Raw genomic sequence first — 19,880 nt, forward strand, 5'->3', positions numbered from 1 at the left:
TGATTATGAATAAATCAGTGTTGATGGCTTCACTCACCTTGAGCTTACTCTCAGGCAGTGCGTTAGCGATGGAGCAAGTCGTGCTTGATGGTAAACATTTAACCCAAGACCAAGCTTGGGCCATTGCCGATGGCGCTAAAGTAAAAATTGCTCCACAAGCGAAAACCCAATTAGTGAAAGCACACGAGCTATTGATGGAAGCCGCACGTCTAGGTAAACCCGTTTATGGTCTAACCGTAGGTGTTGGACTTAATAAAGACCACAAACTGTTCGATGCTAATGGCAAATTGAGTGATGCAGTACTCGATGCCTCAAGAAGTTTTAACTTTAGTACTTTTCGTGCTCATAGTGCAGGCGTGGGTGACGCTGCGCCCATCCGCTTAACACGTTTGGCATTAGCTGTGCGGTTAAATACTATGCTAGCCGGACAAACCGGTGTGCAGCCTGTGGTGGCAGAGCTTTATGAAGCTTATCTTAACAAGGGGTTGACACCTGTGATCCCAGCCAAGGGCACGGTAGGTGAGGCGGACATTCTACTCTCATCCCATGTCGGTTTAGCCATGGTTGGCGAATGGGAAGTATTCTATAAAGGTCAGCGTGTTAGCAGTAAAGAGGCGATGGCTGATGCAGGGATTGCACCATTAGTTCCAATGGGGAAAGATGCGCTGTCGATTTTATCTAACAACGCCTTTGCTGTGGCGTATGCAATGCAAGGTTACCGCGAGGCGAAGCAACTATTGGCCGTGTCGCCCACCGTCTTTGGCTTAAGCCTTGAGGGATTAAACGGTAACGTGGCGCCATTCTTGCCACAAACCAATGATATTCGCCCATTCCCTTATATTAAAACCGCCGCTAGTGACATTTTAAAACAACTCGATGGCAGCTATTTATGGCAGCTGAATGATGAGCGTCCTTTGCAAGACCCGCTGAGCTTTAGAACGACAGCTTATACTTTTGCTGGCGCCGAACAGGCCTTAGCTTCATTGGATGAAGTACTCAATATCCAAATCAACCATTCAGATGATAACCCCGCAGTAATTGTGGGTGCCTCAAACCAGTATGCGCAGTTCCCACAAGTGGCTAAGTATTTGGTTGAAGGGCAGGGTGGTGTATTCCCAACCACTAACTTCGAGCCGCTGCCTGTGGCTCTCGCGGTGCAAAACCTGAGTGTGGCCTTGACCCATGTGTCCCATAACAGTGTGATGCGGACCATTCATTTGTCTGATGAACACTTTACTAAGCTAACACGTTTCTTAAGTGCGCCAGAAAACCAAGGCCATGCCTTTGGTGCAATTCAAAAAGCCTTTGTGGATATGCAAGTGCGTAACAAGCAGTTAGCGACGCCAGTCTCCTTCGATGGGATTTCTATCGCTGGTGGTATTGAAGATACCTTCACTAACCTTAAGTTAGCGTCGGATAACCTGATCCAAATCGTGGATAACACGCGAGTTATCTATGGTTTAGAGCTGCTACATTCAACTCAAGCGATTGATTTACGTAAACAAGCGAACCCTGAGCTGCAACTTGGTAAAGCGACGCAAGCCATGTACAAGGCTTACCGCGAGAAAGTGCCTTTTGTTGCGAAAGATCGCCCATTCACGCCGGACATCCGAGCGTCGACTGACTTTATTACACACTATTAATCTGCGATGCGGGGCACCATGCCCCGCCTAGGAAGACTCTGATGTTAAAACCCGTATTTATTCTATTACTCGGTGCCATACTGGCAGCACCTATGGCTGCTAATGCAATGAATATCAAGGATTACCATAAAGAGGTAATGACTGGAGCCGATGGTAAAGTCGATTGTGCGGCATGCCACGGTGATGCAAAACGTAAAACCGTTCCCGATGCTGCGACTTGCAGTCGTTGTCATGGTTCACCCGAGGACGTGGCTAAGTTGACTTCGCGCCCTGCGGATGCGGGTCATTCGGTTGAGCCGAATCCCCATAACAGTCTGCACTATGGTACTGATCTGCCTTGTACTTACTGCCATCAGGAACACAAAGAAAGTAAAGTCTATTGCAATCAATGCCATGAGTTTACTTATCCTCAAATGAAACGTTAATTTCATCCTCGTTAAACACCCGCTCCCCTGTATTTTGACGATTATTGTCATGCACTCAACTTTGTTGAGTGCATTTTTCAGCAAAAAAAAGAGTAATCCAACTCGGATTACTCTCACGGAAAATAGGTCGTTGAACGTTGTAGCCAAAATCACTCATTTGGATGAGGAGCCTGCACACAATGACAGCTTTTACTTAATTAACCCTTAAAATTAACATTTATCTTAAGAGTTCACCGCGGTTGAGACTGATGAGCTTATCTAAGATCCGCTCGCCATCCATTCGAATACCATTGTGTTCATATTCTGAGGTTAACCAATACTTTAGGTGCGCTACCTGTTTGGCGGTTTCTAGGCTGAAATCCATCTCTACATACATATCTTCGCTATAAATCGCGGCCGCAACTGGGACGCGGTTTTGGCTGAGCTGCTCAAGATTGTATAGCGCTGGCCAGTCCGTTTTATGGGCAAGAATATTGGCTGCGGCTTTAAGTGGCGCTAAATGGCTAAATTGTTCAAACATCCAAGGGTAAATCATCTCGCCAGTAAACAGGAAAGGCTTACCCACTTGATAGTTAAAGGCCGGATACTGCTCCCGTACCCTATGGGCAGACCACTGTGACGCACTGTGTTGGCAGTAGATGGCCTCGTGTAACAGGGCAAAAATTGGGTTGGTGTTATAGTCGAGTAATTGGCAGAAATGATTTAAAAACAGCGGGTTGACATAATCACCTTGGGGCGAGTGCACTAGGGCCTGTTCAAGTAAATAGTAGACTGACTCAGGGCCTTGCTCCATGCCTAAATTAATGCCAAGCAGTTGCAGCATTTCAACCGTGAGGCGCTCACCCGTGGCTAACTGCACTGGATGTTCGAGTAAATGTTTGGCGAGGCGAGTCACCAGATGCTGCGCATCGTGGAAGCGCTGGAAGAAGTCCTTATTCTTGGCGAGTACGCGCTGATAGGTGGCTTGATAAACCTCATCACTGCTGCGCGTTAAGGAGGGAATACCACCTGTGATATAGGCTTCACTTACGCCCTGAGGCGCAGCACTTAAGTAGTGCAGCACGCAGAAACCACCAAAGCTTTGACCGAGGATAGCCCACTTGTCGGCGGGGCAGAGCTGGGTGCGAATGGATTCGGCGTCACGGACGATATTGTCGGCTCTAAAATGGCTTAAATATTCGGCCTGTTGCTCAGGGGGTAAGTGACTGAGGCTCAGATAATTGATTGGGCTAGAAAGGCCTGTGCCCCGTTGATCGAGCAATAAGACTCTAAACTCTTTGAGTGCTCGACGGATCCAGCCGCTACTGCTGGCGGGCCGCATAGCGGCAAAGCCAGGACCTCCTTGGAAAAAGACGATATAGGGTAATTTTTTATCTTTATTTTCAATGGCGCAAAGTTCTCTCGCAAACACAGTAATCTGCTCACCAATGGGTTGTTGGTAGTTGAGTGGCAAAGTAAATGTGTGTTTCTTGGCGAAAACACCAGCGAGCATCATATCGGGTTTCATCAATTGACCTTAAGGGCTAGGCTTGTTATTTATGGCAGATTGTATACAAAAGCCCTGTTGTCGCAAGTTAGGATTATTTGATTAGCCTTTGGTTGAGATCAATTTTTATTATAAAAAATTGAGCCATGATAACCCTCTTAGCGTAATCTATCGGCTATGGATAACACGAGATTGAAGCTATGAAGTACCAAATTATTCCTGTGACACCTTTCCAGCAGAATTGCAGCTTGATCTGGTGTGAAAAAACTAAGCATGCAGCGGTTGTCGATCCGGGAGGGAACGTTGACCGTATTTTAGGTGAAGTCACTAAATTAGGGCTGACCCTTGAAAAAGTGTTACTCACTCATGGTCATATTGATCATGTTGGCGGTGCTAAGTTATTAGCACAACAAACGAATGTACCCATCGTTGGTCCACATGAGGCGGATAAGTTTTGGATTGAAAATCTGCCTAAACAGAGTCAAAACTTTGGTTTTCCCCACTGTGATGCCTTTGAACCCGATCAATACCTGTGTGATGGCGATACCGTCACCGTGGGCGAGCAAAGTTTGACTGTGCTGCATTGCCCTGGCCACACACCAGGACATGTGGCGTTTTATTCGGCCTCATCCAAGCTTGCATGGGTCGGAGATATTCTCTTTAGAAGCTCGATTGGCCGTACTGATTTTCCTCAGTCAAATCATCAAAGCTTGATCCATTCAATCACCTCTAAACTCTGGCCTTTAGGCGCTGACGTGGAATTTATTCCTGGCCACGGACCTATGTCTACCTTTGGCGAAGAGCGTGAACATAATCCCTTTGTGGCTGATCAGTTACTGCTCTAAGTTGCATAACACTGTGTCAATTGACTTAATATCAGCCAAAATGCGAGTTTTAATCAGGTACAATTCATATTTACTGTGCCTGATTAAACCTGCAAACCTCATCTCTGCTTGACACACGTCTTAGGTCTTTTTAGTTAGATTTATCCGCAACTATCTATTTTTAAGCATTATATTTTGACCTAAACCAAGTATCGGTTATTTACGCAACTGAGAATCGCTCGTAACTCTGTGTATTATTTCATCAAAATTCTGTTTTTTTTACGTTTTAGCTACATTTTACTGACTAGACTTAAAGCTAACGTTGTAGGTGTCTATCGGGGTAACTATGAATACAAAAACGATGATGAGTGTTGTTTTTTCCACAATCGTCGCTAGTGCAGTGATTACGGCGGTGCTGAGTTTTAATGTCAAATCTAAGATTGAACTCTTTAATGATGCTGCGAATATTCGCTATCAATCCTACCAAATTGCTGATGAACTTCGGCAAAGTTCTGATGATTTGACCAGACTCGCCCGTACCTATGCGGTGACTGGGGATGAAAAGTACGAAAAAATGTATATGGATATTCTGGCCATTCGTAACGGTGAAAAACCTAGGCCGGAAAAATATCACCAGATTTATTGGGATTTGGTGCTCAGTTATGGCGATAAACCTAAGCCTGATGGCGCCAGAGTGGCCATCAAAAGCCAAATGAAGGCTTTGGGGTTTTCCGATGAGGAGTTCCATTATCTCGAGCAGGCACAGCAAAATTCTGATGCTTTAGTCGCCCTTGAGGTCAAGGCGATGAACGCGGTGAAAGGAATTTTTATCGATCCAAATACCCAAACCTACAGCATTAAAGGTGAGCCGAATCTCGCGATGGCGAGGGAATTACTACATAGCGATCAATATCATAGTGAAAAAGCCAAGATCATGCAGCCGATCGATCAGTTTTTTACCGCCTTGGATAAACGCACTGAGGGTGAGGTGAGTAATCGATTGGATTCTTTAAATATGGCACTCAATGGTTCGCAGTTTGTACTCTTTTTGGTGATTTTAGTTGCCGTTGGCGGCTTTATTATTGTTAAAAGTAGGATTGTGACTCCACTCGTACAAACCTGTCGCGAATTACTTGATATTCAAAGGTCTAAAAATCTTGCCCGCAGGATCTCAGTTTCGACTCAGGGTGAAATTGGGGAAATTGTTAGCCAAATTAATTTATTCATTTCATCTCTAGCCAGTTCATTAGCGACGACGGACAGTATTGCGAAGGAGGTGGCGGATCTAGCTAAACAAACCAAAGCTTCGATTCAAGTTTCCCGTCAAAGCTCAAACCGAGTCGCCAAAGAGCTCGATGCCAGTGCGAGCGCGATGGAAGAAATGACGACCACCTTAGTGCATGTTAGTGAGAGCACCTCGAACGCCGAAATTCGGGCAGCAGAAAATGAAACCCATGTGGGCGTTGGTCAGGATACGGTTTCAGAGGCATTGAATGCGATGGCGGTGCTCGAAAGTGAATTTACGACCACCCAAGATTCGATGCAGCATTTGGTGAATGAGAGCACTCAAGTCAGTAATGTATTAAGTGTGATTAAAGCGATTGCTGAACAAACTAACTTATTGGCACTCAATGCCGCCATTGAGGCGGCGAGGGCGGGTGAGCAAGGGCGTGGTTTTGCGGTGGTAGCCGATGAAGTGCGTTCACTCGCACAGCGCACTCAAGATTCTACCAAGGAAATTGATGATATTGTTGCCAGTTTACAAAATCGCACCAATCAGGTGGGCAGCTCAGTCACCCAAGCGGCTAACTTAATGAAAAAAGCCTCAGGTGAATTGCAACGTATCGTGACGGTCTTTGATGATATTCGCCATAGCACTGCGGCGATTCATGGGATTAATACCCAAGTAGCGGCATCAACCGAAGAGCAATCTCTGGTGTCTAAGGATATTGCCACCAGTCTTATGGTGATCCGCGATAATTCCCGCGAAGTGTCACAAATTATTGAGCAAATCGAATTCACCTCTATTAGCTTAGATAATCAATCCCAAGCACTACGAACTAAGGCTGGAGAGTATCAGTTTTAACCCTTAGTTCAAGGCTATCTCACACTTGTTGACAGGGATGTCAGCTTTATCCTTTAGCTATTTTGTGTTTCCCCGCTTTTGCCCTTTTAAATTCAATTTTCCTTTGTTAGCTTGTTCTACATAAAGATAATTTTTTAATCAGTTACGCTGATTTCAATCGTGGATGCATTAAATGTGTCCCTAAGTTAGCGAAATAGAGAGGAGTCAATGTCGATGGATCACCAAATGGAAGACTTATTAGAACATTGGTTGCCCCTCGCGGATGATTCATGGGTGCTGGCGGTGATTACCCATATCCAAGGCTCGTCCTACCGTAAACCCGGCGCCATGATGTTATTCCACGAGTTTGGCCAAGGCGCAGGGATATTAAGTGGTGGCTGTTTAGAGGCCGATCTTCGCCGTCATGCGCAGCAAGCCATGCAATCGCAACAGATTACTTGTATCACCTATGATGCAACCGATGAATCCGATGCCAGCTACCGCCTAGGTTGTGGTGGTAAAGTCGATATCATGTTGATCCCTCTGCTTAAAGAAAATCATGATCTTGGCCTAGTGGACATAGTACAAGCGTTTCGCAAGGGGCTGTCGGGCTACTATCAATTGCCCTTAGTGCCTGCGGGCAGCGATGCTCGCAGTTACGCTGCACAGTTTTATCCGGCGCAAAGTGCCCCTTTTCCTACGGCGGATTTTCCAAAGGCGGGCATACTCAGTCAGCCTGAAGGGGAGGCGCTTATCATCCCACTCAGACCACGATTTCATTTAGGGATTTTTGGTGGAGGAATAGATGCTAAACCCGTGGCAGCGATTGCCCACAGTTTAGGTTGGCAGGTGAGCGTGTTTGATACGCGCACCGCCTATGCGAGAAGCGCCGATTTCCCCCATGCTCATATCGTCAAGCAAAGCCTTGATGATGCCGAAGCGCTTGTCGCGCAATTAGATTGCGCCGTGGTCATGCACCATCACCTGAATTTGGATGCGGCGGCGCTCAAAGCTATTCAACCTTTTGATCTTAAATATGTTGCCCTCTTGGGGCCCGCTCATCGGCGGGATAAAGTGCTGGCGATGGCCGAACTCAATACGGAGTCGTTTAGTGGCTTTTTCTCGGCACCTGCGGGGCTTGCTCTTGGTGGCGAGTTACCGAGCGCCATTGCCTTGAGTATCTTGGCCCAATGCCATGGGGTGCTTCATGGCGCGGCATTTTCCTCGCTCGATGGAATGATGCCTTAATGCGCATCAGGCAAAGATTGCTCATTGCTGTGCTCGCGGCAGGCGAGAGTCGGCGCTTTCAGGGGGCGAAGCTGGCACAACGTTTATCAACAGCGGCGAGTGAAGGGCAAAGGCAGAGCATCTTACAACGCCATATCGACCGTTTGGCTCGCTTCACCTCGGCTCCATTAGTAATGGGATCATCCAATCAAGTTACCGCTGAATTGCTGATAGTGCTTGGTGCCCATCAAACATTATTGCGTCCGCAACTTGACGCTCTCGGAGCGCTAAAACTGACGTTGCTTGATAATCCTAATTGGCAAACAGGTTTGGCGTCGTCTCTGCGAGTTGCGGCGGACTTTGCAAAAGCGCAGCAGTTTGATGGCATGTTACTCACCTTAGCGGATCAAGTTGCGCTGACATTTGAAGACTATCGGCAGGTGATTGAGACTTGGCAGACGAGTCAACAATCTGTGGCCGCTTTTTATACGAACGAAGCTGACATGTTGAATGGACAAGGGACGTTGGATGAACAAGGAACGTTGGATGAATTAGGCGCCCCTGCTATTTTTAATGCCTCAATACTCGATTTATTAACGGATTTGACTGGCGATCGCGGCGCCAAATCTATCTTAAAACAACTGGCAAATGTGGATGAGTTAGTGGCTGTTCCCTTACCCCATGCCGCGATTGATATTGATACTAAAGCCGATCTTGCGTCGTGGTTGGCACTTAAGGAGTGAGTTATGGCAATACCATCCTCGGAGGCGGCACAGGACCAGAGCCTTGCGATGCCTTCCCAAAACCTGACCATTAATGGCAGATCTTTTACCTTAAATGCGGATCCGAATATGCCTATCCTCTGGGCGTTACGGGATATTTTAGGCTTAACGGGCACTAAATATGGCTGCGGCGCGGGGCTCTGCGGCGCTTGTACCGTGCATGTAGATGGTCAGCCTGTGCGCGCCTGTTTAACCAGCGTATCCCAGGTGCAAGGTAAACAACTGACCACGATTGAAGGGCTGGATAATCAAAAGCTTAAAAATGCTTGGGCCGAACACAATGTACCCCAGTGTGGTTATTGTCAGGCGGGGCAATTAATGTCAGCAGCGGCTTTAGTCACTCAGCATCCCAAACCATCGGCGGAACAAATTGATGCTGCCATGTCGGGTAATTTGTGTCGCTGTGGTACTTATCCTCGGATAAAAGCGGCGCTGCAAAGCTATGCCAAGCAGGAGGGCTAAGATGAGTACATTCACCGCAGTTGAAAATATCAGTCGCCGCGATGTGTTAAAACTCTTCGGCGCCGTCGGGGGCGGCCTCGCACTCGGGGCGAGTGGCCTCAGTTGGAGCCCCATGGCATTGGCACAGGACCAACAGGCGCGGCTCAATCTGTTTATCGCCATCGGTGAGGATGACAAGGTCTATTTGACCTGCCACCGCTCCGAAATGGGTCAGGGGATCCGCACGGGGATTTTACAAATCTTGGCCGAAGAGCTGGAGGCCGATTGGGATAAAATTGTGCCTATTCAAGGGCTCGCCGATAAACGCTACGCCAGCCAAAATACCGATGGTAGCCGCAGTATCCGCGAAAACTATGATCGCATGCGTGAAATGGGCGCAATGGCTCGAACCATGCTTGAACAAGCCGCTGCAGCCCGCTGGAAAGTGCCAGTGAGTGAAGTTCAGGCTAAAGATCATCAAGTGCTGCATGCCAAATCTGGCCGTGCTGCGCGCTTTGGTGAATTAGCCCTCGATGCGGCGGGATTACCATTGCCCGCAGCCGATTCGCTGCGGTTAAAGGCAGTTAAGGATTTCAAGCAAATAGGGGCTTCGCGTCAGATAGTCGATATGCAGGCCATGCTCACTGGTAAGGCTGTCTATGGCTATGATATCCAAGTGGATAACATGCTTTATGCCAGCATTATGCGCCCACCCGTATTGGGGAGCGATGTCGCAAGTCTTGACGATAGTGCGGCGCGCAAGGTAGCGGGTGTGGTCGATGTGTACCGTTTGCCAACGTCCAAGGGCGCTCCCGCTTTTCAAGCCCTAGGCGGCGTAGCTGTGGTGGCGACAAATACTTGGAGCGCGTTGCAGGGGCGTAAAGCCTTGCAAGTGAGCTGGACTGAGTCTGCCAACAGCAGCCACGATTCTAAAACCTACCTGCAAGAGCTGGTGGACAAGGTACAAGCCCCTGGCAAGGTGGTACGTCAAGTTGGTGATGAGGTCAAAACCTGGCCGAAGGACGATACCCTTAAGGCGATTTATACCGTGCCTTACCTTATCCATTCCTCCATCGAGCCGCCTGTGGCCACCGCGAATGTGACCGAGAAGGGCTGTGAAATTTGGGCATCGACACAAACACCGCAGAGTACCCAACAAAATGTGGCCGCGGCCTTAGGTATCGCCGAGGATGCGGTGAAAGTGAATGTGACGCTACTGGGCGGCGGCTTTGGGCGCAAGTCCAAACCAGATTTCAGTGTGGAGGCGGCGCTACTCTCCAAGCAATTTAAACGGCCGGTGAAGGTGAGTTGGAGCCGTGAGGATGAGATCCAAAACGGTTATTACCATGCCATCAGTGTCCAGTGTTATCAGGCCTTGTTCGATGCCAACAACAAACCCACGGCGCTGCTGGCGCGTACAGGCTTCCCGTCAATCAGCTCCACCTTTGCCGAGGGTGTCGAATATCCATCCGGCGGTGAGTTGGACTTAGGTTTTGTCGATGTGCCCTTTGCCCTCTCCAATTTACGCTACGAGGCCGTTAAGGCCACAGCCCATAGCCGTATCGGTTGGATGCGCTCGGTATGCAACATTCAACATGGGTTTGGCGTGGGCAGTTTTGTCGATGAAATGGCCCATAAAGCCAAGTTATCTTGTCCCGATATGTGGCGCATCTTACTGGGGCAACCAAGACGAGAGACCTTTGAGAACCAAGGCTTTAAATATGGTAACTATGGTGAAGACTTAAATCGTCATCCCGTTGATGTCGGCCGTTACCTCAAGGTGATTGAGGCGGTTGAACAGGCACAGGCTAAGGCGCCTAAAGCGGGTAAACATCAAGGTTGGGGCTTTGCGGTGCACCGAAGTTTTGTGAGTGTGGTGGCGGTAGCGATACGGGTTGAGGTTGGTGAGGATAAACAGCTTAAAGTGCTCAATGCCATTGCCGCCATTGATGCCGGCACAGTGGTTAACCCCGACAGGGTGAAAGCGCAGACCGAAGGTGCGATTGTCTTTGGTCTAAGCTTGGCGCTAATGGGGGAGATCAGTTACCAAGAGGGTAAGGTGATGCAGTCTAACTTCCATGATTATCCGCTTCTACGTTTACCCCAAGTGCCAGAGATGGAGATCATCATTATCGACTCGGATGCACCGCCTGCGGGAGTGGGGGAGCCCGGCGTACCGCCTGTGGCACCTAGCCTGACCAATGCGATATTTGCCGCAACAGGCCTTAGGATCCGCGACCTGCCAGTTAATAAACAGTTAAAGGTGTGATGCCTTAAACCACACCTGAGTGAGCAAAAAAGCGCCTAATAAGCGCTTTTTTCGTTTTTTTACCACAAATAAATTGCTTGTTAGCAAATTTACGGGCATTAATGCCGAAAATTAGCAATAGATCAGGTTTTTGTTACCAGAATAGAGGTAATTTAACCAATATGTTTACTCAAGTGACCTAAGGTATGCGGACTCGCGTACACATTCATTTGAATCGGTTACTAGTCGGCCTGTGAGTCAGTTTTCGATTGCAGATCCCTACTAAAAATTGATCGACACGGAAGTGAAGGGCGCTATAACACCATAATACAGCCGCACCTTGAGCGCATTTGAGTAGTTAACTTCCGTGAAAACAATAAAGGGGTCATCATGGAAAATCGTTGGCAAGTCGCTATTTCTGCGGGGCTATTAGCCGCAATATGGTGTGGTATCGCAGATACTTTTCATCTTGTTACTTGGATTGGCTTTTTAGGTTGCAGCACGTTTTTTGCTCAGCCTAAAGCAGGCTTTCAAGGCGTGATGATGGCGTGGTGCACCAATCTCTCCGGTGTGTTTTGGGCTTGGCTAATTATCAGCGGTAGCAGTTTTTTCGTATCGCCTGTGGCGGGTTATCTGTTTACAGGTATCGCTACCTCGGCAATGTGCCTACAGGCCAGTTATCAAAAACTCAGTTTTATTCCCGGTGCCTTTATCGGCTGTTGTATTACCTTTGCTATGGCTGGGGATGTGGCCAATATTGTGCCGCCTTTAGTGTTAGGCGCCCTGTTAGGTTTTTGCATGAGCTTATTGACGGCGCAGTTAATCACCCTTCGCCAAAAATGGTCAGCATCAACAGGTTCTGAAATCGCCAGTGCCGATTAATCTTCCATCACTTTTGTGTTCGCATGATAGCCATGCGGTAACTGAGTGATCGAATAGATGAGCTATAATGCTGATTTAGTACCCGATAGCTTTAGGTCTTAGGAAATATCAAGATGAAACAAATCCAGTTTCGCACCATTGATGCCATATTGATCAAGTTTAGTCTTAACGGCAAATTTTGGATTGTCTGTTCTATGGTGGCGTTAATCACGGCTACCATCGCACTTATCAATTACCAACATGCTCACCGCAACCTAGAAGCAGCCTCTTTGGCTCGAGTTCAGGCGACGGTTGATGCCTTTGCCCAAGTCGCAAATGCGCAACAGTTACAGGGCGATGCATTATCACAATTTGCCCGAGACAATGGGCTGAGTGTTGTCTCTCGCCAAACTGAGGCGCAGCGCCAAAGGGATAATGTTACCGCCAGCGCCACGGTGGCATCTGGCAGCGCGCTCGCACTGTCGCAAAATGTGTCCGAATGGGAAAGTGATGGCCGCAGCGATGCCAACTTAATGTTTTGGCTCGCGTTAATCGGTTTATTGCCCTTATTCCAGTTAAGCTATTGGATTTCAACCTCCCTCGGCGGTGGTCTGTGGGATATGTACATGGCCATCAAACGCTTAGCAGATGGCGATTTGAGTTTTAGATTAAACTTTTTCGGTACCGATGACTTCAGCTTAATCGCCCGCGAAATTGACCGCTGCGCCGACAATATGAGCGAAATGGTGAGCGCTATCCGCAATAATGCCCAGACGCTCTCCCTTGCCGCCGATGAGTTTAATCAGCAGGCTAAAATCAGCGGTGAGTTAATTGGTGCCCAACATCAATTTTTAGATTCAGTGGCAGTGGCCATGGCACAAATGACTTCGGCCATTGAAGAAGTATCGGTTAATGCCAGTAATACTTCGCAACAGACTAAGGACAACGCCACTCAAATGAACGCTAGCCAAGGACGTATTAGCCATACGGTGGAGAGTATTGGCTTGCTTTCCACAAAAATTGGTGCGGCATTTTCATCGGTAGAACAATTATCTAAGGATGCGGCGGCTATTGATGCGGTAGTGACAACCATCAATAGTATTTCTGGGCAGACTAACTTGCTGGCGCTGAATGCGGCCATTGAAGCGGCGCGTGCGGGTGAGCAAGGTCGCGGTTTTGCGGTGGTTGCCGATGAAGTGCGTACCTTAGCGGGACGTACTCAACAAGCGACAGTTGAGATCCAAGCGATGATCGAAGGCTTACAGTCTGGTACTCGTCAGTTATCCAATATCACCACCGAGATTGTGGACCGCGCCGATGAAGGCCGCAGTGCCATTGTTGAAGTGGGTAACGATGTCGAAGGGATGGCGCAATCGGTTAATGCCGTCTTTGATATGAGTAGCCAAATTGCCGCATCGGCGGAAGAACAAAGTGTTGCCGCCCGTGATATTGCTGGCCAGCTTAATGAGATCCGCCATCAATCCGATACCATTAAACAAACAGCGCAGCGCAGTGTCACCCTAGCACATGATTTGCAACATGCCTCGGTTCAGCTTGAAGGCATTTTAAAGCAGTATCGCACCAGCTAAGTGGTTGCTTTTATGTGGATATGTGGATTAGCTTTATGAATCCTCATTAGCTTTGAAGCTGAATTTCGCTCCCTTGGCGAAGTGTAATAGTCAAATAAACATGGCGGTTACATCTGATGTACCGCCATTTTTATATTCTTAAAATTAGGCAATATCGTTCATTTAGTTTAACTGTAAATTGACTGTACATTTGGCCAAAAACTTATACCCACAGTCGTTTTGCTATTCAAAGGTAATAGGGCGAGTAACGTTGTCGAGATAGAAAGCTAAAGGCTCACGTGCGACCTTGAGGTTATGTCAGTCTCAACTTTTTTCTAATGCATTAGCTCGATTTTTCCTCTGATGAGGTCCTGCGACTTTTGATGACGCTCATCCAAGCTACTTTAGCCTGTGTAGGTTGTAGAAGAGCAGAAAGTGCATTATGTTGTTGAGCTAATACGGATGGCAGGATTTATTTTCTTATTGCGAAATGGAGTTTAGATGCAGTCTGAAACAATCTATAGAATATCAATTATCATTCTTTGCTTGGCTAGTTTCTTCTTGAACTATATGACTGGTGGTTGGGAGTATCATAGTGACATCGTCAATGCGATGGAATGGCACGGTTTTAATTCACAAATTCCGCATTGGCTTAAATTGTCCATAATTGGTCCTTTGCAGGTTGCGGCTTTAATTATGCTAAGTTTTAACCTGATAGCGAGGAATATATTTGCAATTCTAAGTTTAATCAGCTTGTCAATTTCATTGTTTGAAGGTGTTGCGGCGTACAGTGCTTTTGAAATTTTTATTGTACAAATCTTCTATTTTTCTAATGGTGTAATTTTAACGCTTTCTTTTACAACGTTAAGTGACAAATTTCGCTCTCCCTTCATTGATAAGGCCTCACAATTGTCACTATCACCAGAAAATAAAACATAGAAATCCAAGAGGCCGTTCAAATTTCTGTGTCAGGTTAATCTCAGTATGTCGATGATCGAATGTAATCACTCAATCATTAATCGGAGATTATATTTTAATGACAAACAAAAACATCGGCTTAGGCCGATGTTTTTTATATCGATAAAAGTAGACACTCAAGCGAGTTAGGCTTCTTTAAAGGTGCTCCAAATTGGCGCGTGATCTGAGGGTTTATCGATGCCGCGCAGCTCGTAATCGACGTCGGATTCGACTAAACGCGCGGCCAGTGACGGCGTGGCTAAGATCACGTCGATGCGTAGACCGCGGTTATCATCGAAGCCTTTGCTGCGGTAATCGAACCATGAATAACGTTCGCTGCGGTCGGGATGCAGTTGACGGAAGGTATCCACCAGTCCCCAATCTTGCAGGGTTTTGAGCCATTCACGCTCTTCGGGTTGGAAGCTACATTTTCCGGTTTTTAGCCAACGCTTGCGGTTGACTTCACCGATGCCGATATCCAAATCGATGGGCGAAATATTGATATCACCGATAATGGCGATATCTTCATCGTTGCTATGATTAGCGTGCAAATGCGCCATTAAGTCCTGATAAAACTTACGCTTAGCAGGGTACTTAGTCGGATGGTCAATGCTTTCGCCCTGAGGGAAATAACCATTCAGCACAGTTAGCGGACGGCCATTTGCCTGCGCAAAGGTGCCGATAATCATGCGGCGCTGGGCATCTTCTTCATCGGTCGCAAAACCCTTTTGCACCTTCAGCGGGGCAACTTTGGAGAGCATAGCTACGCCATAGTGTGCCTTGCCACCGTGGTAATGCACGTGATAACCCATGGCCTCAACTTCGGCGAGCGGGAAGGCTTCATCGTGCACTTTGGTTTCTTGCAGGCCGATAATGTCGGGCTGATGGCTGTCGATTAACGCTTGCAATTGATGCAGGCGAGAACGCAATCCATTGATATTGAAAGAAACGATTTTCATTAAGGCAGAACTCGTTTGAAGGGTTTAACCACAACGCTTTGATATACGCCCGCCGCAAAGTAAGGATCGGCATTTGCCCAGGCTTGAGCCGTGGCTAACGAATCGAAATCCGCAACCACTAATGAGCCGCTAAAACCCGCATCACCTGGGTTTTCGCTATCGATAGCAGGGTGTGGACCTGCAACGAGCAAGCGACCTTCATCGGCCAGTTCCTGTAAGCGTGCTAAATGTGCAGGGCGTGCTGCTAAACGTTTTTCTAAGCTGTTCTCAACATCTTGAGCTGAAATCATATACCACATTATTTGAGTTCCTTGCGTTGATCTTCGGGAAGATGTTTATAAAGGTAAAAGACGGTGATTACGGTATTAATCAGGGTTAAGGCGGTGAGGCCAAACACTTTAAAATTCACCCAAGTTTCTAATGGCAGACTAAAGGCGACATAGATATTGACTAGGCCACAGATGGCAAAAAAGCTTACCCAGTACCAAGTTACATGTGCCCAAATCTTATCGGCCACCTTCATCTCTTTACCCAACATGGACTTTAAAATCGACTTGTCGAGTAGTTGGCTCACGCCAAGGGCTAGGGCAAATAACGCATAAATAATAGTGACTTTCCACTTGATAAAGGCATCATCATGGAACACTAAGGTGAGGGTGCCAAACACTGTCACCATAGCGAAGGTAATCAGGTGCATCTTCTCCAATTTTTTATACAGCGCATAGGTCACGACTAATTGCAGTGCGGTGGCTGCGATTAAGGCGCCACTGGCGATATAAATATCGAAAAATTTATAGACGGCAAAAAAGATAACGAGTGGCAAAAAATCAAGCAGTTGTTTCATAAATAATCGTGTTAAGAAGACGTGGGCTTGAGTGTAGCACGGGGGGCTAGAGGGAAAAAGCCGTGAAAGGTGACCGATTGCTAACTGTTGCATGAAAGCGGCGGCAACGGCTGTTGTAATCCATATAGTCCATCAAGTCTGCGAGCTGCGACCGATAAGGCTAAGCGTGAGCAGCACATTTTGCTTGGGCGCGCGTAGCTAACGGGCAATCGCCGCAGCGATGACTATTCGTGAGTTGATACCTTAAGCAGCACACGCGGCGAATATTGCCCACGTCAGCAACTGGGGCGGGTAGCAGATTAATGCTGTTATAGAGTGGATTAACCTCGCCATCGTCAAAGGATGTTGTGTTAAATAGCAGCGCCTTGAGGTGCTCAAATTCAATTTCTGGCAATGCCATTTCGCCTAAATACCAGTGAATAAGGTAGCCTAAATGGCTCCAATACAGCTTGGCGGGTGTTGGGCTTAGACCGGTTAATCGCTCAACGCTAGGGATTAGATGGTTTTGAATCCACTTAATAAGTTGTCGCTCGCGGGGTGGCGTTAAGACCGTGGTTTTAACTATGGCGGCTTTCACCTTAGGAGTGGGTGTTAATTGAAACTCAAAACCTGCGACTCTGCCCGAATTGTGGGGCCGAAGATAAAAATGCTCAGGCGCTATATCAATCAGCTCAATTTGCTCAATCGTGCTCGCGAGCGAGTGCGGCGCGTTAATAATCCATTCCAACATGGGGGGCACTAACAGACCGAAATACCACTGTCCCCAGAGCGAGTGCAGGGCTTTGGAATTATGGCTATGGCTGAGCAAAATCTGCTCGGGTATATTTTCTGTCGGGATGGAAGATATGGTTTTTGCTAAAGGAGGATAGGCTTTGGCAAAATCCAGTAATAGCGATTGATACACGGCTGGCTGACTCCAAGTATCAAAACTGAGTCCTTGGGGCTTGGTGGTTGCCACAAAGTGCTGGGCATAAAATGGGGCGCGCAGCGCCAGTCGTTGATTAAACGCTTTGGCGACTTGAGTTAAATCCGCAGGGCTTAGCACTGTTAAGTCGGTTGTTTGCGCGCCGGCCACAGTGCCAACACTCTGTGAGGGTTTGTGATGACACTGCTTGGTATGTTCAGGTTGAGTTCCTCTGGAAAGCTTGGCTAATGTCGGTAGCGTTTCCCTTTGGCGCGCCATAATCACTCCTTTGGCTTTAATTGATTAAACTGCGGTGAACGCTAAACTCACCGCAGCTTTTATTGATTAACCGCAGGTTATCGACAGTCCGTTAGAAGCGATAATCCAAATTCACACTCACGCTGCGCGGGGTGCCATATTGGAATTGGCTATATTGCCCCACTTGGCTGTAGTAGGTTTTATCTAAGGCGTTGTGCACATTGGCGCTCAGCTTTAGCTGCTCGGTAAAGGCATAACTTGCCATTAGGCTGGCCAATGCGTAGGAGTCTTGCTCAACCTCTACTCTGCCTAAGGGCGAGTTGACGGTTTGATAGACTCGGCTTTGCCAATTAACCCCAGCGCCAACTTGTAGCTTGTTCCAATCGCCACTAAAGGTATAAGTGGTAAAGAGTTTTAGCTGCTGGCGGGGGGACGTGGTGTTGATGCGATTGCCCTTAGGATCATCGGTACTGAACTGGGTGTAGCCGAAGTAGATATTCCAGTCATCGGTGATTTTGCCTGTGGATTCAAACTCAAAGCCTTGGGTCTTAGTGCCGTTAACCTCTCGATACACTGGGATAGTGGTGCCTGGCAACACATCTCCGGTGCGTTCACCAACATTGTCTTGGCGAATTTCAAATACCGACAACGACATATCTAAGCTTTCATCCATTAAGCTGGCTTTAATGCCCGCTTCGTAGTTTTTGCCTTTGACGGGGTCGATGTAGCTGGCATCGATGCGCTGCAAGGTTTGCGGCGCAAAAATATCCGTATAACTGGCGTAAAGCGAGTATTGCTCGCCCAGAGCGTAGGTCAGGCCAAAATAGGTGGTGAGCTCATTGTCGACGTTGAAATCATACTTGCTGCCAAAGTTATCTTGGTCGGTTTGCCACTGGTTAAGGCGCAGGCCTGCGAGCAATGCCAAGGCATCGGTTAGATTAAGCTGTGTGGCCACATAGGCGGCGCTTTGCTCGGTTTCGCCGAAGGAGCCCGTGGTGTGAGTCTCCTTCCACTGAGGTTTTGGATACTGGAAGTTGGCATCGCGAAAATCTCCCAAGGGCGGTACGGCGGCCGTGGGATAATAGTACGGGTTGGCAAACTCTTGGCGTTGACCCGTCCAGCCAAAAGTGAGCTGATGTTCTTGGCCAAACAGGGCAAACATTCCCTGCGCCCGTAAGTCGAGGTTATGTTGGGTTCGGCTACCGTCAATATAGGCGATGGAACCTGCGGTTGCACCAAGATTGGTCACAGGATCTGGATAACCCGTAGCCCACAGCACATTATATTCCAGTGAGTTATCGCCATAACTGTAGGTGCCTTTTAGCTCCCAACCGTTATCAAAACGATGTTCAAGGCTGGCGAAGGTATTAAGCCCTTGGGTATGCGCCGAGGCCCAATCGGGGGCGGTGGAAGTGGCGCGATCGTAATGTGTTCGGCTGCCATCACTGTGGAACAGCGGCAGCCCGCCGGACATAGTGGCATAGGGCGTGGTGTCTTGATAATCCACGCCTAAGGTCAGCAGTGTGCTGTCGGTAATATCGGTTTCAACAATGCCATAGAGGGTGGTGCGTTGCTGCTCGTATCTGTCTTGGAAGGATTCTTTATCCTGATAGGCGGCGACAACCCGGCCACGAATGCTGCCACTGTCATTTAAGCCGCTGGATAAATCGACCATGCCGCGCAGATTGTTCCATGAGCCGACACTCACTGAGGTGCTGCCCATAAATTCTTGCGTCGGGCGTTTACGAATAAGGTTAATCGCGGCCGAAGGATTACCCGCGCCTGTCATTAACCCTGTGGCGCCACGGACAATTTCCACCCGCTCGTAGATGGCGGTATCGATAAGGTTATCGCCGTAGTTAAAACGGGTGTCATAGGTGGTGGGAACGCCATCGTAAAGAATGCTAGTGACCGCAATCCCCCGCGAGCTGATGCTGTATCTGTCGTTGTCCATCGGCCTAGCATTGATGCCAGCCACGCTGGTCATGGCGTCGATCACGCTGTTTAGTTGTTGATCGTGCATCATTTGGCTAGTCACTGAGGTGACGGATTGCGGCGTCTCTAAATAGGACAAATCTAAGCCCGTTGCCGTATTCATCGCCTGAGTTTTGTAGCGATTATCGTGGAGATCCTTAGCGCCAACGACATTAATGATTTCAATGTCTTTGGTGGTTTTTTTCTGGGTGTCGCTGGCATCGGCATAAGCATAGGGCATGCTGAGTATGGCTGAGCAGAGGATAAGCTCTGGGCGTGTGATGGCGAGTTGGCAGTGAGCAGCGAGTCGGTTGAGGGCGAAGGTTTTCATAATAATGATCTTAAATTCCATTTTGGCGGTTTGATTGACTAGGTTGTTTTTGGGCACAGATGAGTGCCCAGGGTGGGCGCAGG

General features: G+C 48.0%; 17 protein-coding genes. 11 read left to right on the forward strand and 6 right to left on the reverse strand.

Annotated elements, in window-relative coordinates; translation table 11 throughout:
* The first annotated feature begins 5 nt into the window (after nucleotides 1-5).
* A complete protein-coding gene (locus JM642_RS07450) occupies nucleotides 6-1,643 on the forward strand; it encodes an aromatic amino acid ammonia-lyase (RefSeq protein WP_203433322.1) in 1,638 nt (545 codons plus the stop codon).
* A 41-nt stretch (nucleotides 1,644-1,684) separates the two neighbouring features.
* Nucleotides 1,685-2,068: a cytochrome c3 family protein gene (locus tag JM642_RS07455; RefSeq protein WP_203433324.1), complete on the forward strand. Its 384-nt coding sequence runs from the start codon at nucleotides 1,685-1,687 to the stop codon at nucleotides 2,066-2,068.
* A gap of 217 nt (nucleotides 2,069-2,285) precedes the next feature.
* Here JM642_RS07455 and JM642_RS07460 read toward each other — a convergent pair whose 3' ends face one another.
* Entirely contained in the window at nucleotides 2,286-3,575 is a 1,290-nt protein-coding gene (locus tag JM642_RS07460) for an alpha/beta fold hydrolase (RefSeq protein WP_203433326.1), read from the reverse strand.
* A gap of 179 nt (nucleotides 3,576-3,754) precedes the next feature.
* Here JM642_RS07460 and JM642_RS07465 point away from each other — a divergent pair, with 179 nt between their 5' ends.
* From JM642_RS07465 to JM642_RS07505, 9 genes are all read left to right on the forward strand, one after another.
* Nucleotides 3,755-4,399: an MBL fold metallo-hydrolase gene (locus tag JM642_RS07465; RefSeq protein ID WP_037431095.1), complete on the forward strand. Its 645-nt coding sequence runs from the start codon at nucleotides 3,755-3,757 to the stop codon at nucleotides 4,397-4,399.
* A gap of 325 nt (nucleotides 4,400-4,724) precedes the next feature.
* On the forward strand, nucleotides 4,725-6,464 hold the full coding sequence (locus tag JM642_RS07470; RefSeq protein ID WP_055648764.1) for a methyl-accepting chemotaxis protein: 1,740 nt from the start codon (nucleotides 4,725-4,727) through the stop codon (nucleotides 6,462-6,464).
* A 213-nt stretch (nucleotides 6,465-6,677) separates the two neighbouring features.
* The gene (locus JM642_RS07475; RefSeq protein WP_088585388.1) at nucleotides 6,678-7,691 is read left to right on the forward strand and encodes an XdhC/CoxI family protein; all 1,014 of its coding nucleotides are present in this window, start codon (nucleotides 6,678-6,680) and stop codon (nucleotides 7,689-7,691) included.
* Nucleotides 7,691-8,413 (forward strand): nucleotidyltransferase family protein, encoded by a 723-nt coding sequence (locus JM642_RS07480; protein ID WP_203433328.1) that lies wholly within the window; start codon nucleotides 7,691-7,693, stop codon nucleotides 8,411-8,413. Before JM642_RS07475 ends, JM642_RS07480 begins: the two co-directional genes overlap by 1 nt.
* Nucleotides 8,414-8,416: 3 nt before the next feature.
* Complete coding sequence (locus JM642_RS07485; protein ID WP_203433330.1) at nucleotides 8,417-8,914, forward strand: (2Fe-2S)-binding protein; 498 nt, start codon at nucleotides 8,417-8,419, stop codon at nucleotides 8,912-8,914.
* Between the two features lies 1 nt (nucleotide 8,915).
* On the forward strand, nucleotides 8,916-11,162 hold the full coding sequence (locus tag JM642_RS07490; RefSeq protein ID WP_203433332.1) for a molybdopterin cofactor-binding domain-containing protein: 2,247 nt from the start codon (nucleotides 8,916-8,918) through the stop codon (nucleotides 11,160-11,162).
* Nucleotides 11,163-11,531: 369 nt separating this feature from the next.
* Nucleotides 11,532-12,023 carry a DUF1097 domain-containing protein gene (locus tag JM642_RS07495; RefSeq protein WP_037420065.1) on the forward strand — a complete coding sequence of 164 codons (492 nt, stop codon included), beginning with the start codon at nucleotides 11,532-11,534 and terminating at the stop codon, nucleotides 12,021-12,023.
* A gap of 113 nt (nucleotides 12,024-12,136) precedes the next feature.
* Entirely contained in the window at nucleotides 12,137-13,591 is a 1,455-nt protein-coding gene (locus JM642_RS07500; RefSeq protein ID WP_203433334.1) for a methyl-accepting chemotaxis protein, read from the forward strand.
* Nucleotides 13,592-14,071: 480 nt separating this feature from the next.
* The gene (locus JM642_RS07505; RefSeq protein ID WP_203433336.1) at nucleotides 14,072-14,509 is read left to right on the forward strand and encodes a hypothetical protein; all 438 of its coding nucleotides are present in this window, start codon (nucleotides 14,072-14,074) and stop codon (nucleotides 14,507-14,509) included.
* Nucleotides 14,510-14,673: 164 nt separating this feature from the next.
* Here the strand turns inward: JM642_RS07505 and xthA are convergent, their stop codons facing one another.
* From xthA to JM642_RS07530, 5 genes are all read right to left on the reverse strand, one after another.
* A complete protein-coding gene (xthA, locus tag JM642_RS07510; RefSeq protein ID WP_011072940.1) occupies nucleotides 14,674-15,486 on the reverse strand; it encodes an exodeoxyribonuclease III in 813 nt (270 codons plus the stop codon).
* Nucleotides 15,486-15,785 carry a YciI family protein gene (locus JM642_RS07515; RefSeq protein ID WP_203433337.1) on the reverse strand — a complete coding sequence of 100 codons (300 nt, stop codon included), beginning with the start codon at nucleotides 15,783-15,785 and terminating at the stop codon, nucleotides 15,486-15,488. The genes xthA and JM642_RS07515 overlap by 1 nt, the downstream gene beginning before the upstream one ends.
* On the reverse strand, nucleotides 15,785-16,330 hold the full coding sequence (locus JM642_RS07520) for a septation protein A (RefSeq protein WP_037428627.1): 546 nt from the start codon (nucleotides 16,328-16,330) through the stop codon (nucleotides 15,785-15,787). The genes JM642_RS07515 and JM642_RS07520 overlap by 1 nt, the downstream gene beginning before the upstream one ends.
* A gap of 160 nt (nucleotides 16,331-16,490) precedes the next feature.
* Complete coding sequence (gene fhuF, locus JM642_RS07525; protein WP_203433338.1) at nucleotides 16,491-17,513, reverse strand: siderophore-iron reductase FhuF; 1,023 nt, start codon at nucleotides 17,511-17,513, stop codon at nucleotides 16,491-16,493.
* Nucleotides 17,514-17,604: 91 nt separating this feature from the next.
* Nucleotides 17,605-19,818 (reverse strand): TonB-dependent siderophore receptor, encoded by a 2,214-nt coding sequence (locus tag JM642_RS07530; RefSeq protein ID WP_203433758.1) that lies wholly within the window; start codon nucleotides 19,816-19,818, stop codon nucleotides 17,605-17,607.
* Between the last annotated feature and the right edge of the window lie 62 nt (nucleotides 19,819-19,880).

The organism is Shewanella sp. LZH-2 (assembly GCF_016859145.1).
Classification (GTDB): Bacteria; Pseudomonadota; Gammaproteobacteria; order Enterobacterales; family Shewanellaceae; genus Shewanella; species Shewanella xiamenensis.

What these genes read in the sequence shown, in the direction of transcription:
- JM642_RS07455 (WP_203433324.1), top strand. Translation starts at nt 1,685, where the DNA reads ATGTTAAAACCCGTATTTATTCTATTACTCGGTGCCATACTGGCAGCA.
- JM642_RS07485 (WP_203433330.1), top strand. Translation starts at nt 8,417, where the DNA reads ATGGCAATACCATCCTCGGAGGCGGCACAGGACCAGAGCCTTGCGATG.
- JM642_RS07530 (WP_203433758.1), bottom strand. Translation starts at nt 19,818, where the DNA reads ATGGAATTTAAGATCATTATTATGAAAACCTTCGCCCTCAACCGACTC.
- JM642_RS07470 (WP_055648764.1), top strand. Translation starts at nt 4,725, where the DNA reads ATGAATACAAAAACGATGATGAGTGTTGTTTTTTCCACAATCGTCGCT.
- JM642_RS07515 (WP_203433337.1), bottom strand. Translation starts at nt 15,785, where the DNA reads ATGTGGTATATGATTTCAGCTCAAGATGTTGAGAACAGCTTAGAAAAA.
- JM642_RS07490 (WP_203433332.1), top strand. Translation starts at nt 8,916, where the DNA reads ATGAGTACATTCACCGCAGTTGAAAATATCAGTCGCCGCGATGTGTTA.
- JM642_RS07475 (WP_088585388.1), top strand. Translation starts at nt 6,678, where the DNA reads ATGGATCACCAAATGGAAGACTTATTAGAACATTGGTTGCCCCTCGCG.
- JM642_RS07480 (WP_203433328.1), top strand. Translation starts at nt 7,691, where the DNA reads ATGCGCATCAGGCAAAGATTGCTCATTGCTGTGCTCGCGGCAGGCGAG.
- JM642_RS07450 (WP_203433322.1), top strand. Translation starts at nt 6, where the DNA reads ATGAATAAATCAGTGTTGATGGCTTCACTCACCTTGAGCTTACTCTCA.
- JM642_RS07460 (WP_203433326.1), bottom strand. Translation starts at nt 3,575, where the DNA reads ATGAAACCCGATATGATGCTCGCTGGTGTTTTCGCCAAGAAACACACA.
- JM642_RS07500 (WP_203433334.1), top strand. Translation starts at nt 12,137, where the DNA reads ATGAAACAAATCCAGTTTCGCACCATTGATGCCATATTGATCAAGTTT.
- JM642_RS07520 (WP_037428627.1), bottom strand. Translation starts at nt 16,330, where the DNA reads ATGAAACAACTGCTTGATTTTTTGCCACTCGTTATCTTTTTTGCCGTC.
- JM642_RS07495 (WP_037420065.1), top strand. Translation starts at nt 11,532, where the DNA reads ATGGAAAATCGTTGGCAAGTCGCTATTTCTGCGGGGCTATTAGCCGCA.
- JM642_RS07465 (WP_037431095.1), top strand. Translation starts at nt 3,755, where the DNA reads ATGAAGTACCAAATTATTCCTGTGACACCTTTCCAGCAGAATTGCAGC.
- xthA (WP_011072940.1), bottom strand. Translation starts at nt 15,486, where the DNA reads ATGAAAATCGTTTCTTTCAATATCAATGGATTGCGTTCTCGCCTGCAT.
- JM642_RS07505 (WP_203433336.1), top strand. Translation starts at nt 14,072, where the DNA reads ATGCAGTCTGAAACAATCTATAGAATATCAATTATCATTCTTTGCTTG.
- fhuF (WP_203433338.1), bottom strand. Translation starts at nt 17,513, where the DNA reads ATGGCGCGCCAAAGGGAAACGCTACCGACATTAGCCAAGCTTTCCAGA.